Raw genomic sequence first — 12294 nt, forward strand, 5'->3', positions numbered from 1 at the left:
ATCCGCAACCGCGTGAAGCGGCCTAACGTTGGCCGAAATTCCAAAAACGAAATCGTAACATGAATCAAGTTTCAAAAATATTTTCGCTCACAATATTGATTTTCACACTTATATCATGTGAGAAGAATAATTTTCAATATAAAGAATTGACAAATCATAGTTGGAAATTAAGAGATGTCACAAATGATCAAAACAATCCGATTTCTGAGAAGACAACTTATAAAATAAATGGAGAAGTAATCACTCAAATGAATTCTCCGGAACTTAGTGAAACAATTAAATCTAAATATTTTTTGGATACAGTAAATCGAGAAATTACTATTGAATATCAAAATTCAAAATGGAAATATAAAATTGAAAAATTGACTACAGAAGAATTTAATATAAAAAATTCTGAGGGAAAAGTTATTAGAAATATTCCTTATTAGTCAAGGAACTTCGGCCAACCGCCGCTACGACGAGATTGCGGGATTTTCGTAGCTTGAACGTTCCATTTTCACGAAGAAAGTTTTATCTTCGGCAGAGACAACTCAGTCCGCTTTTCCGCAACCTCGCGTAGCGGCCTAACGTTAGCCGCAAAACCTGAAAATCAAACAAACATGAAAAAATCCGTATTACTTCTAATTTTAATTTTCTCAACATCTTTTTCAATTGGACAAACTAAGTCCGAAGATATAGTCAACAATTTTTTTAAAGAATATCCTAAAAACCCTTTCGAAAGCGATTGATGAAATGTATGCTACAAATCCTTGGACTTCGAGAATCAAAGATGGAATTGAACAAATAAAAAACGAGGTCGGCAAATATACGATTGACTATATTGGAAAATATTATGGCAATGAGTTAATTGCAAAGAAACAATTTTCCGAAAGCTTGATTCTTTACTCCTATTTGGTGAAATATGATAGGCAGCCAATGAGATTTATCTTTAAGTTATATAAGCCTAATGACAAATGGACTCTCTATGAGTTTTCAATTGATTCAAGTATAGATGAAGAAATTGAGCAGGCTGCCAAACTATATAATTTAGATTTGGATAAAAAAAATTAGTTCTGCGGCTAACAGCGCAACTAAGCAAGCGCTGGATTTTCCAAGCTACAACGTTCTACTTTCACGAAGAAACATTATATTCGTCAGAGAGAACTCAGTTCGCTCTTTCGCGCCTGCGTAGTTGCGCGAAACGTTGTAGGCAATTGCTGAAAATCCGTGTAAAAACGAAATCTTCAAAAAAGTAATATGAAAAAGTATTTGTCATATTTTGTCTTTTTAGCTTTCTTATGTAACTGCAAAAGCTATAGAAATGAATTTAAAGATTATGAAGGTGATTCTTTCGATCATGTCAAAAAGAAATTCCTGAATTTTTATAATGCTGAAGAATCGAAATATTCAGTGCTGGAGTTTGGTAATGGATTCTCGGGAGAAAAATATACAATTATAAATAATCGCGAGATAATTTACGATAGTATCTTAAATACAAATCCGAATTATGGTCACGCAAAATACATTCGAATAAATAACTTATATGACACTAAAATAACTGACAATTCAACTGGAAAAAAAATCATTGTAAAAAGGAATTTTGCACAAAAGTATAAATACATTTATGTCAATCGTAAGCGGGAATATTTAATATCTTCTGGATTAGTTTCAGATAGTATTAAAAATGGGAGAAAAGTAAAGAATAGAGATAAGCTTTTTATTATTACATATAGCAATTCATTATTGGGATTAATGTAAATGAACGCAACTGCCTACAACCGCGCATTTACTCAGTGCGCTGGTTCTCGGTAAATTGAACTTTCATTTTCACGAAGAAAGTTTTATCTTGGCAGAGAAAACTCAGTCCGCATTTCCGCGACTGCGCAAATGCGCCTAACGTTATATGACAGCGCTGAACTTCGTCGTAAAAATTAAAATTCTTCTTTTAATTGCTTTGAAATTCTTTGTGCATTTTTTAAATTTCTTTGCGATCAATCCAAGCCGGTGTGTTTTGTAATACTAAACTAGTTTATCGAAAATAGAATGTTTTGTCTTGGTTTGCGCAAAATCAAAAACGTAAAACTTTGTAGAATTTCTTTGTCTAATTCTTTGTCGAGCTTCTTTGCCTTTCTTCGCAACAAGTTTATCTAACTAAAGTGAATTTGTTTTAAAAGTCAAAACTATCAAAATTTAAAAAAATTGAATTGCGCATAAATCTAATTTTGTGCGCCGCCATATAACAGCGCATTTACTCAAAGCGCTCGTTTCCGGTAAATTGAACTTTTAGATTTCACGAAGAAACTGTATCTTCGGCAGAGAAAACTCTTTCCGCTTGCGCCGCGTTTGCGCAAATGCGCGAAACGTTATATGACAGCGCTGAACTTCGCCGTCAAAATTGAATTTTTTCATCGTTTGCTGCTTGAATATCTTTGTCTATTTTTAGTTTCTTTGCGCAGAATCCAAGCCGGAGTATTTAGTGCCAACGAGCAAGTTTATCCAAATAGAACGTTTTCTTCTGGACTGCGAAAATTAAAAACTAAAACCTTGTCGAATTACTTTGTCGTGCTTCTTCTCTATAGTTTGCCGAGTTTTTTTGTCATTTCTTTCCAGCAAGTTTTTTCAGTTCAAGGGCTTTTATCCTAAAATCACAAACTTTCTGTCTAAAAAAATGTATTGCGCGTAGATTTGCTTTGGTGCGCCGCCATATAACAACGCATTTACTCAAAGCGCTCGTTTTCGGTAAATTGAACTTCTAGAATTCACGAAGAAACACTATCTTAGGCAGAGAAAACTATTTCCGCTTGCGCCGCGTTTGCGCAAATGCGCGAAACGTTATGAGCCATTACTAAAGACAACAACCAAAAAATTAGACATGAATAAAACTGAGCCAATTTTAGTTATTATTGCAATCCTGTCATTCCTTTTAAGTTTTAGTTCAATTCCTGGACAAAATCTATTATTTGTTTTTGCATTTATGATACTCTCAATATTGTATTTCTGGTTAGGGTTCGCAATATTTAATAACATCGGTTTTCGAAAAATATTCAACAGGGAAAGTTATAGAAATATAAGCCAGTCTAAAATAATTGGTGCTGTTGGCGCTGGAGTTTCAATTTCACTTACAATGATTGGGATACTTTTTACAGCTATGTTTTGGCCGGGTTCAGGGGCGAATCTAATGCTCGGCTTAATTGGATTGGCTGTTGTATGTATAATTTCATTTATAAAGAACTCTAATCAAAAGTCAGAATATTATAGTAAGATTTTAAATCGGTCCATGATTTTTGGAATAATTGGAATTGTATTAATGTTTGTTCCATATACAATGCTAGCTGAAATTAAATATAGAAATGACCCAAAATATCGTGATGCATTAATCAATACGATTAAAGAACCGAATAATGAAGAATTTCATAAAAAATTTGTCGAGGAAAGTCAAAGAAGAGAACAAGGTCAATAGTGTAACGGCTCATAACCGCCGTTTCAAGCCATTGCGGAGTTTTAGGTAGCCGGAAATTGTTGTTTCACGAATAAAGTTTATCTTCGGCAGAGAGAACTCAGTCCGCTTTGATCCGCAACGTCGTGAAGCGGCCTAACGTTAGCTGTAACCCGTTCCGAGCGAGTACCAAAATTGAAAAATGAAGAAAATAATAATATTGATGGTCTTTGCAATTGCTTTTTATAGTTGCCACCAAACGACAAATAACAATGAGAAAAATTCAACACATAAAATGAACCATATTCAACTAATAGAAACAATTCTTTACGTAAACGACCAACAAGCAAGTGCCGACTTTTACACAAAACTTTTCAGACAAAAACCTGACTTGAATGTTCCTGGAATGACAGAATTCAAACTTGCCGAAAACTGCAAATTGGGATTAATGCCAAACAAAGGAATTGCGAAAATACTTTCGGACAAAACACCACATCCAGACCAAGGAAACGGAATACCAAGATGTGAATTATATTTTTATGTTGACAACATTGAACTCGAATTTGAAAACGCAACAAAAATTGGAGCAACACTAATAAGTGAAATTGAAGACCGAGATTGGGGCGACAAAGTTTGCTATTTTGCAGACATTGACGGACACATAATTGCATTTGCCGAAAAATTGAACAACAAATAAACTGAAAACAATTCGGGCTACAGCTAACACCGCATTTACGCGATCGCTGGCTTTTTTGTAGCCGGAAATTGTTAGTTCACGAAAAACGTTTTATATTCGGTGGAGAAAACTCGTTCCGCTTGGCCGCGACCGCGCAAATGCGAGAAACGTTATATGACAGCGCTGAACTTCGTCATCAAAATTGAAATTTCTCATCGGTTGCTACTTAAATCTCTTTGTCATTTTTTTAATTTCTTTGCGTAGAATCCAAGCCGGGGTGTTTAGTGCCTACAAGCAAGTTTACTTAAAATAGAACATTCCTTCTGGATTGTGTAAATTGAAAATTAAAACTTTGTCGAATTACTTTTGTAGAGTTTCTTTGTCAATTCCTTTGTCGAGTTTCTATGTCATTTTTTTCAGCAAGATTTGTCAACTAAAGGGCTTTTTTCCTAAAAATTAAAATTCCCAGGTTTAAAAAAATTGCATTGCGTGTAGATTTATTTTGGTGCGCCGCCATATAACAGCGCAACTAAGCGAGCGCTAGATTTTCAAGGCTATAACGTTCTATTTTCACGAAGAAACATTATATTCGTCAGAGAGAACGCAGTTCGCTTTTTCGCGCCCGCGTAGTTGCGCGAAACGTTACATGACAGCGCTGATTCAAACAAGCAACATTAGTCAAAACTGGAAATTCTCATTTTAATTTCTTTGTCGAATTTCTTTGCCTTTTTTTAAATTCTTTGCGTTTAACCAAGCCGGTGGGTTTTGTGCGCACAAGTAAATTTCTCCAAAGTAGAAACTTTCCATTTCCTGGATTGCGCAAAACTGGAATCGAAGATCTTTGGCGAAATACTTTGCGGAAAATCTTTGTCGAATCACTTTGTACCAAACTTTGTCTTTCCACAAGTTCATTCTTCAAATGAAATTAATTTTAAAGAAGTGTGACTGGAATACTAATTAGCATTTTTTTGTTTTGCGCATAATCTTTTAATCACTTTGAGGGCGCCGCCATGTAACAGCGCAACTAAGCAAGCGCTGGATTTTCCAGGCTACAACGTTCTACTTTCACGAAGAAACATTATATTCGTCAGAGAGAACGCAGTTCGCTTTTTCGCGCCCGCGTAGTTGCGCGAAACGTTATATGACAGCGCTGAACTTCGTCGTCAAAATTGAAATTTGTCATCGGTTGTTGTTTGAATCTTGTTGTCAATTTTTTAATTTCTTTGCGTAGAATCCAAGCCGGGGTGTTTAGTGCCAACGAGCAAGTTAGTCTAAAATAGAACGTTCCTTCTGGATTGCGGAAATTGAAAATTAAAACTTTGTAGAGCTTCTTTGTCAATTCCTTTGTAGAGTTTCTTTGTCATTTTTTCCAGCAAGATTTGTCAAATCAAGGGCATTTTTCTAAAAATTCAAAATCAACAGGTTTTAAAAAAACTGCATTACGCGTAAATCTATTTGGTGCGCCGCCATATAACAGCGCAACTAAGCAAGCGCTGGATTTTCCAGGCTACAACGTTTTACTTTCACGAAGAAACATTATATTCGTCAGAGAGAACGCAGTTCGCTTTTTCGCGCCTGCGTAGTTGCGCGAAACGTTACCGGCAAGCTTTAAACCCTACATTTCAAAATGAAATACATATTAATATTCATATCCGTTTTCTTTTTCTCGTGTAATGAAAAGACTAAAAAGCAATCAACAGAATTTAATGAAAAAGTTGTAGACTTTGCAATTGAAAATTCTAATGACAAGTTTATAGAACTTGAGGATTTATATGATTTGAAGTCAAAAGAAATTGTGAGCAAAGATGAAGATGAAAAGCTTATTCTAGTGCAAATATTGAAAAAGAAAGGCTTTACAATTACAAATTGGGGACGTGGAAATCATCCATTGGGACCAAGAATTGTTGTGTTGAATTTGAAAAAAGATAATTGTGAATGTGAAGTACAGAAAACATATTATTCTTCAGATGCTTTCCCAGGAGAAATTTATAAGACAACTGAAAAAATTAAATGCAAAAAAGCCAGCCGGTAACAGCGCAGTTAAGCAAGAGCTAGATTTCGGTAAGTTGAACGCTCGTCTTTCACGAAGAATGTTTTATCTTGGCAGAGAGAACTCAGTTCGCTCTGACGCTCCTGCGTAACTGCGCGAAACGTTAGCTGCAACCACCGAGAAACCGCAACGGAAGAAACTAAAAAATAGAAAGTATGCACGAAGGAATGTCTAGAGGAGACGAAGTTTATGACAACGGAACCAGTACAATAATTTTATTTTTATTAGTATGCATTTTCATTGTTTTAGCATTTGTTCGTTTACTAGTAAAAAAATCGCTCGGACACTATAAAATTGATGAAATTGAAAGTGCTGAACAAGAAGTTGAAAAACAATATACAATTGATGAAATAAAAACATTAATACAGAAAGAACTAATATTAGCTAATTCAGACGTAGATTTAAAAAATAGTGATTTACTTTTAGCGGATAAAGATTTAGACACACTGATAAAGTTGCACAAGAAACTTGAAAGGGATAGAAAAACGTCAGAAGAAATTAAAGACTTATTGAAATTAAGTGGCAGCAGCTAACCGCCGTTTTGCAGCAATTGCTGGGTTTTGTGGTTGCGGGACGTTTTTCCTCACGAAAAAACTTTATCTTCGGCAGAGAGAACTCGGTCCGCTTTGATCAGCAACTGCGCAAAGCGGCCTAACGTTATATGCCATTTCCTAGAAACTCAACATTCCATTGAAAATGAAACTAAAGCTTCCAATTACTATTTTTGTATTGCTTATGCTTACCTCATGCAATAAAAGCATTTATGGAATATATAATACTGAACATTCAAAAGATAGAAGTGCATTGTTTCAAATCAAATTGAATCCAAATTATACTGTTGAGAAAAATGAAATTCATACAATCAGAATTGATTCCAAAGGAACGTGGAAAAAAGAAAACGGAAAGGTAACTTGCTATTTTCAACCAACAGAGACCGGATTTTCAGCTGATACTCTGATTTTGAAAATTATTGGAAAGAAAATGTTTCTCGAAAAAAATGGAATAGTTTACAGCAAAAGTTTTTACTTAAAAAAAGTAAAATGAAACTATACAAAATCAATTAAAGAAACGGCATATAACCGCGCATTTACTCAGTGCGCTGGTTTTTAGGTAGCGGGACGTTTTTTCTTCACGAAAAAACTCTATCTTCGGCAGAGACAACTCAGACCGCTTTGCCGCGACTGCGCAAATGCGCCTAACGTTAGCTGCAAATTGCGACGCTTTCCAAACTTAAATTTTGCAATCTTTGGCTAACGCAAAATTTGCCGTTTTAAAAGCTCGGCAACCTGCGAGCTAACCGCCGCTAAGCTAATTTGTTCGTTTTGTAGTTGCGGAAAGTTTTTTCTTCACGAAAAAACTCTATCTTCGACTGAAGCAACTCGGTCCGCTGGCTTCACAAATTCGCTTTAGCGGCCTAACGTTAGCGGCAAGCAATTAGAAATAATCATGACATGATGAACTTTGGAATTAACAATTATAAAGATTTAATAGAATTTATATCATATATTATTACTAGTTTTTCACTAATTGGCATATGGATTACTTATGCCTGGTCAAAAAAGCAAATTCATTTTTCTACAATGAGTAAATGTATAAATGACTTTAGAGAATTTCTAAAATGCTATGGCGAAGCTGATGAAACACTTGCTTTCGAGTACATTGACTTGGTTAACGAAGAACTATTTTATTTAGAAAAAAATTATTTACCTGTTGATGTCGCAATTGAATGGATAGATGGAATGATAGATTGGTTGCCTTTTTACAATGCAAATGGAGATTTTATACAAAGTCAAAATTTATCTTTTTTAAAAAATGAACAATATGTAACAATCGTCTTAAACGGTTATCCGAGAATTTTAAAAGTAATACAACTCAATAAAACTATAGATTTTGAAAAGGTTAGGCTTGCATCGTTAACTTTAGAAAATAGAAAATTACAATTTGAGGAACGAAACAAACTTATTTTCGAGATTATATCAAATCTGAAATTAAGCTTTTGGAGAAAGAGATTTATAACAAGAAAGATTGCCAGCCGCTAACCGCCGTTTCATCGACATTGCCGAGATTTCGGTGAGTTGGGCGCTCGTTTTCACGAAGAAAGTTTTATCTTGGCAGAGAGTACTCAGCCCGCATTTTCGGCAACGTCGTGAAGCGGCCTAACGTTATATGCCATTTCAAAAACCGCAATATGAAAGAACAAAAACTCAAAGAATACTTCGAAAATTTAATAACTGCCGAAGAATTATTTAAAGATTTAGATGGCAGCCAAAAGCAAACGAGTTATGATGTAAGTTCTATTTATATTGAGCAAATTGAAGATGGAGAATTTGAAATAACGAAAACTCATTTGATTAAAATTTGTGATGATTTTATTGATGGGAATTTCTCAGCCATAGATGTTAACACTATAGCTTCTGCCCTATCTTTTTCTGAATTTTTCGTTTGGGGTGGAAATACAAAGGAACATGAATTAATTGCAGAAGTAATTTATGATTGGGATAACCCACAAATGGGGTTTGCTTTATCATTAGAAAATTTTAGACATTGGAGAGAATATTTGGAAACAGGATACACAAAATATTTAACCAAAGAGGAACTGAAAAAGAAATTAAGAGGAGTTAAAAAAAATGATCCCAGAAGAAGAAACGGCATATAACCGCCGTTTCAAGCCATTGCCGAGATTTCTTTAAATTGAACATTCGTTTTCACGAATAAACATTATCTTGGCAGAGAGAACTCAGTCCGCTTTGATCGGCAACGGCGTGAAGCGGCCTAACGTTACTGGCAATGCCTCAAAACCTATGGAAAAAATCAAATTTTATTTTTTAACCTTATTATTTGTAAGCGCGGCTTATGCTCAAAATGATTGCCCCGTAGAAATTTTCCTTGGAAAATGGGCTAATCCAGATTTTGGATTTGAATTACAATGCGGTAAGATGATTTTGTTAAACAAGAATGAAAATTGGGCTTATTCTAAAAATGAAAATGCGAGTTATTTCTTTATCAAACCGTATAAAATCAATGACAATAAAATTTTGATTTCGTGGGTAAAAAATTTTTCGGCTATAGATGCTTGGTCAAAAGGAAAATGGGAAAAAGTTCCATCAACACAATTCAGGATATTTAAATTTGAGCTCCTAGAAGATGGCTCTTTATCATTCTCAATGACAGAAAAAAAAGTCTCTGTGGAAGATTTACCACAAGCTGATTGGAGCACAATGAAAGTTGGTGATGAAGGAATTTTTGAAAAAACATTTATTCTTAAAAAGTTTAATAACTAGCACAGCCAGTAACAGCGCAACTAAGCAAGCGCTAGATTTTCCAGGCTACAACGTTCTACTTTCACGAAGAAACATTATATTCGTCAGAGAGAACTCAGTTCGCTTTTTCACGCCCGCGTAGTTGCGCGAAACGTTATGGGCAAGCTCCGAAAACATCATCATAAGAAACATGAAACAATATATTTCAATATTATTTATATCAATATTAATTTCCTGCCAAGGAAAAGTTGAAGATTTGTTACAAGATAAAACGTACGTGGAGACTTTACCACAAAAGATTGGTGGAAAATTAATATGTAATGTCCATTATTGGGATGATTTCCAACAAGCAGTACATGAAATAAAATATACTTATGTAGATAAAAACGGAATTAATTATAATCTTGGTTCAGGGAAATTTGAAAAGGGATGGAATAAAGAAGAACAACTAATTCAAATCAAAAAATGGACAATTTTACATACAGAAAATTCTAGAAATTCTGACAAACTTATAATTGGTGATATGAGTTCAAACGAATGGAACGATTTTATAATTTCCCCAGATATAATTGAAGAAATTCCAATCTGGAAAGAAAAAGATATAGATTCTAGCCCAAATAACTATGATTCTACAGCTAAAATCACAAAATTGAAAAACAACGGAGAATTTATTGTGACTTATAAATTCGCAATAAAGGATCGAACATTTAATTTTCAGAATGGCGAACGAAAACTTCATTATAAATTAAACTTTCAAACTGGCATTCCTAAACTAGTAAAAATAGGAACTTGAGCCAGCCCATAACCGCCGTTAACCGACAGTGCGGGATTTTTCTAAGTTGAAAATCAGGAATTCACGAAGAAAGTTTTATCTTGGCAGAGAGAACTCAGCCCGCTTTGCCGCACCGTCGGTTAGCGGCCTAACGTTGGGCGAACTCTCAAAACAACATCAATAAATCATGATTAGAATGAAATTTGTCGGCATCGCAATCTCAATTATTACTCTATCATGTAACAACAATCAGATAGAAAATAAAAGTGGAATTCAAAAATCACGAAATTTATTCTCAATCTCAGAAATTCAACTTGAAAATTCAACTCCAACTGTCGACATTCAGAAATTCACTTTGATTGAAAACTCTGAAAATGATTTAAAAAACGAAGCCAAAGAAATTCTAACAGTAAAGAGAAAATGGCCTTTAGCTATGCAATCTCAAAATCCAGCGGAATTTGATTCCATTCTAGCAAAAGATTTTACATTCAAAGGAATTGGAGAGTTCTTCAATCGAAAAGACTACATTGAAAACAGAGTCAAACCCGATGACTGGAAAATAACATTTGTAAAATATGAGAATGTTTGCCTTGAATTTATAAACGATAATCTTGCTATTCTGAGTTATAAAAACAGTATCAAAAATGTCAATTCGAAAACCAAAGAAATCGAATCTGAAATCATCTCCTGGGTTGATATTTATATAAAAGAAAACAACAATTGGAAAATTAAATCAGCCCATGCAATTGACTATCGCTTAGAAAAATGATTTTTAGATTAGCAAGAATTCGCCCAACCGCCGTTTTGCAGCAATTGCTGGGTTTTGTGGTTGCGGGACGTTTTTATTCACGAAAAAACTCTATCTTCGGCAGAGAGAACTCGGTTCGCTTTGATCAGCAACTGCGCAAAGCGGCCTAACGTTAGCTGCAAATTGCGACGCTTTCCAAACTTAAATTTTGCAATCTTTGGCTAACGCAAAATTTGCCGTTTTAAAAGCTCGGCAACCTGCGAGCTAACCGCCGCTAAGCTAATTTGTTCGTTTTGTAGTTGCGGAAAGTTTTTTCTTCACGGAAAAACTCTATCTTCGGCTGAAGCAACTCGGTCCGCTGGCTTCACAAATTCGCTTTAGCGGCCTAACGTTATAAGCAATGCCAAAGAACTAATCTGCTTCAAACATATTTTTCTATGCAAAATTTGAAAAACGATATAATACAATACTCAGCAACTTGCATTTGTTCAATATTAATTTTAATAGCTCTAAGTAATCAAACATATCTATCAAATCATGATTATACAATAAGAGTTACAGAATTTTCAATTATATGGTACGAATGCTTTATATTTCTTTCACCTTTATTAATAAAGATTGTATTAGACAGGGTAAGCCCTAAACATACTTTTTCAAAATTTTTCAAAATACATTTTTTAATTGCTGTCTTAAATGTACTGATTGTTGCTTACATACTTATTGATCAATCATCCGTATATTCAAAGGCAGAAAATTATGCCCTGAATAAATCCACACCAAGTTATCTTTTTCAAATTATCTTAAAACTTTGTGCTTATTTATCGATTATTCTGTTATTAGCTATTTTGATTTATAAAAGCATTGAAAGATATATTAAAAGGCACAGCTTATAACAGCGCAACTAAGCAAGCGCTGGATTTTTCAGGCAAGAAAGTTTGTTTCTCACGAAGAAACATTAAATTCGTCAGAGAGAACTCAGTTCGCTTTTTTGCGCCCGCGTAGTTGCGCGAAACGTTATATGACAGCGCTGAACTTCGTCGTCAAAATTGAAATTTGTCATCGGTTATTGTTTGAATCTTGTTGTCAATTTTTTAATTTCTTTGCGTAGAATCCAAATCGGGGTGTTTAGTGCCAACGAGCAAGTTAGTCTAAAATAGAACGTTCCTTCTGGATTGCAGAAATTCAAAACTAAAACTTTGTCGAATTACTTTTGTAGAGTTTCTTTGTCAATTCCTTTGTCGAGTTTCTCTGTCATTTTTTCCAGCAAGATTTGTCAACTAAAGGGCATTTTTCCTAAAAATTAAAATTCCCAGGTTTAAAAAAATTGCATTGCGTGTAGATTTATTTTGGTGCGCCGCCATATAACAGCGCAA

Annotated in this window: 15 protein-coding genes; 14 read left to right on the forward strand and 1 reads right to left on the reverse strand. The window is 34.5% G+C overall.

Annotation, left to right across the window (positions count from 1 at the left end):
- Positions 1-59: 59 nt before the first annotated feature.
- The 6 genes from QM717_RS17880 (at position 60) to QM717_RS17905 (ending at position 4112) form a co-directional block, all read left to right on the forward strand.
- Positions 60-428 (forward strand): hypothetical protein, encoded by a 369-nt coding sequence (locus QM717_RS17880; RefSeq protein WP_415039542.1) that lies wholly within the window; start codon positions 60-62, stop codon positions 426-428.
- Positions 429-732: 304 nt separating this feature from the next.
- Positions 733-1050 carry a hypothetical protein gene (locus tag QM717_RS17885; RefSeq protein ID WP_415039569.1) on the forward strand — a complete coding sequence of 106 codons (318 nt, stop codon included), beginning with the start codon at positions 733-735 and terminating at the stop codon, positions 1048-1050.
- Between the two features lie 186 nt (positions 1051-1236).
- On the forward strand, positions 1237-1737 hold the full coding sequence (locus QM717_RS17890) for a hypothetical protein (protein ID WP_415039571.1): 501 nt from the start codon (positions 1237-1239) through the stop codon (positions 1735-1737).
- A 609-nt stretch (positions 1738-2346) separates the two neighbouring features.
- Entirely contained in the window at positions 2347-2622 is a 276-nt protein-coding gene (locus QM717_RS17895) for a hypothetical protein (RefSeq protein WP_415039573.1), read from the forward strand.
- A 229-nt stretch (positions 2623-2851) separates the two neighbouring features.
- On the forward strand, positions 2852-3439 hold the full coding sequence (locus QM717_RS17900) for a hypothetical protein (RefSeq protein ID WP_415039575.1): 588 nt from the start codon (positions 2852-2854) through the stop codon (positions 3437-3439).
- Positions 3440-3617: 178 nt separating this feature from the next.
- Positions 3618-4112 (forward strand): VOC family protein, encoded by a 495-nt coding sequence (locus tag QM717_RS17905; protein ID WP_415039576.1) that lies wholly within the window; start codon positions 3618-3620, stop codon positions 4110-4112.
- Positions 4113-4785: 673 nt separating this feature from the next.
- Here QM717_RS17905 and QM717_RS17910 read toward each other — a convergent pair.
- Entirely contained in the window at positions 4786-5010 is a 225-nt protein-coding gene (locus tag QM717_RS17910; RefSeq protein ID WP_415039578.1) for a hypothetical protein, read from the reverse strand.
- 708 nt (positions 5011-5718) lie between these two features.
- Between QM717_RS17910 and QM717_RS17915 the strand changes: the two genes are divergently transcribed.
- The 8 genes from QM717_RS17915 to QM717_RS17950 all read left to right on the forward strand — a co-directional run bounded on the left by QM717_RS17915 (position 5719) and on the right by QM717_RS17950 (position 10942).
- Positions 5719-6123 carry a hypothetical protein gene (locus QM717_RS17915; protein WP_415039580.1) on the forward strand — a complete coding sequence of 135 codons (405 nt, stop codon included), beginning with the start codon at positions 5719-5721 and terminating at the stop codon, positions 6121-6123.
- 173 nt (positions 6124-6296) lie between these two features.
- Positions 6297-6674 carry a hypothetical protein gene (locus QM717_RS17920; protein WP_415039581.1) on the forward strand — a complete coding sequence of 126 codons (378 nt, stop codon included), beginning with the start codon at positions 6297-6299 and terminating at the stop codon, positions 6672-6674.
- A 163-nt stretch (positions 6675-6837) separates the two neighbouring features.
- Positions 6838-7185: a hypothetical protein gene (locus QM717_RS17925; protein WP_415039583.1), complete on the forward strand. Its 348-nt coding sequence runs from the start codon at positions 6838-6840 to the stop codon at positions 7183-7185.
- Positions 7186-7592: 407 nt separating this feature from the next.
- Positions 7593-8180 carry a hypothetical protein gene (locus QM717_RS17930; RefSeq protein WP_415039585.1) on the forward strand — a complete coding sequence of 196 codons (588 nt, stop codon included), beginning with the start codon at positions 7593-7595 and terminating at the stop codon, positions 8178-8180.
- Positions 8181-8329: 149 nt separating this feature from the next.
- Entirely contained in the window at positions 8330-8797 is a 468-nt protein-coding gene (locus QM717_RS17935; RefSeq protein WP_415039586.1) for a hypothetical protein, read from the forward strand.
- A 145-nt stretch (positions 8798-8942) separates the two neighbouring features.
- Complete coding sequence (locus QM717_RS17940) at positions 8943-9422, forward strand: hypothetical protein (protein ID WP_415039587.1); 480 nt, start codon at positions 8943-8945, stop codon at positions 9420-9422.
- Positions 9423-9591: 169 nt separating this feature from the next.
- The gene (locus QM717_RS17945; RefSeq protein WP_415039589.1) at positions 9592-10194 is read left to right on the forward strand and encodes a hypothetical protein; all 603 of its coding nucleotides are present in this window, start codon (positions 9592-9594) and stop codon (positions 10192-10194) included.
- 166 nt (positions 10195-10360) lie between these two features.
- Positions 10361-10942, forward strand: a complete 582-nt coding sequence (locus QM717_RS17950) for a nuclear transport factor 2 family protein (RefSeq protein WP_415039591.1) — start codon at positions 10361-10363, stop codon at positions 10940-10942.
- The last annotated feature ends 1352 nt before the right edge of the window (positions 10943-12294 follow it).

It is taken from the genome of Flavobacterium sp., assembly GCF_047602195.1.
In the GTDB taxonomy this organism is placed as follows: domain Bacteria; phylum Bacteroidota; class Bacteroidia; order Flavobacteriales; family Flavobacteriaceae; genus Flavobacterium.

Excerpts from the sequence above, each read along its gene's own strand:
- QM717_RS17880 (WP_415039542.1), top strand. The coding sequence starts at position 60 with ATGAATCAAGTTTCAAAAATATTTTCGCTCACAATATTGATTTTCACA.
- QM717_RS17885 (WP_415039569.1), top strand. The coding sequence starts at position 733 with ATGTATGCTACAAATCCTTGGACTTCGAGAATCAAAGATGGAATTGAA.
- QM717_RS17890 (WP_415039571.1), top strand. The coding sequence starts at position 1,237 with ATGAAAAAGTATTTGTCATATTTTGTCTTTTTAGCTTTCTTATGTAAC.
- QM717_RS17895 (WP_415039573.1), top strand. The coding sequence starts at position 2,347 with ATGACAGCGCTGAACTTCGCCGTCAAAATTGAATTTTTTCATCGTTTG.
- QM717_RS17900 (WP_415039575.1), top strand. The coding sequence starts at position 2,852 with ATGAATAAAACTGAGCCAATTTTAGTTATTATTGCAATCCTGTCATTC.
- QM717_RS17905 (WP_415039576.1), top strand. The coding sequence starts at position 3,618 with ATGAAGAAAATAATAATATTGATGGTCTTTGCAATTGCTTTTTATAGT.
- QM717_RS17915 (WP_415039580.1), top strand. The coding sequence starts at position 5,719 with ATGAAATACATATTAATATTCATATCCGTTTTCTTTTTCTCGTGTAAT.
- QM717_RS17920 (WP_415039581.1), top strand. The coding sequence starts at position 6,297 with ATGCACGAAGGAATGTCTAGAGGAGACGAAGTTTATGACAACGGAACC.
- QM717_RS17925 (WP_415039583.1), top strand. The coding sequence starts at position 6,838 with ATGAAACTAAAGCTTCCAATTACTATTTTTGTATTGCTTATGCTTACC.
- QM717_RS17930 (WP_415039585.1), top strand. The coding sequence starts at position 7,593 with ATGATGAACTTTGGAATTAACAATTATAAAGATTTAATAGAATTTATA.
- QM717_RS17935 (WP_415039586.1), top strand. The coding sequence starts at position 8,330 with ATGAAAGAACAAAAACTCAAAGAATACTTCGAAAATTTAATAACTGCC.
- QM717_RS17940 (WP_415039587.1), top strand. The coding sequence starts at position 8,943 with ATGGAAAAAATCAAATTTTATTTTTTAACCTTATTATTTGTAAGCGCG.
- QM717_RS17945 (WP_415039589.1), top strand. The coding sequence starts at position 9,592 with ATGAAACAATATATTTCAATATTATTTATATCAATATTAATTTCCTGC.
- QM717_RS17950 (WP_415039591.1), top strand. The coding sequence starts at position 10,361 with ATGATTAGAATGAAATTTGTCGGCATCGCAATCTCAATTATTACTCTA.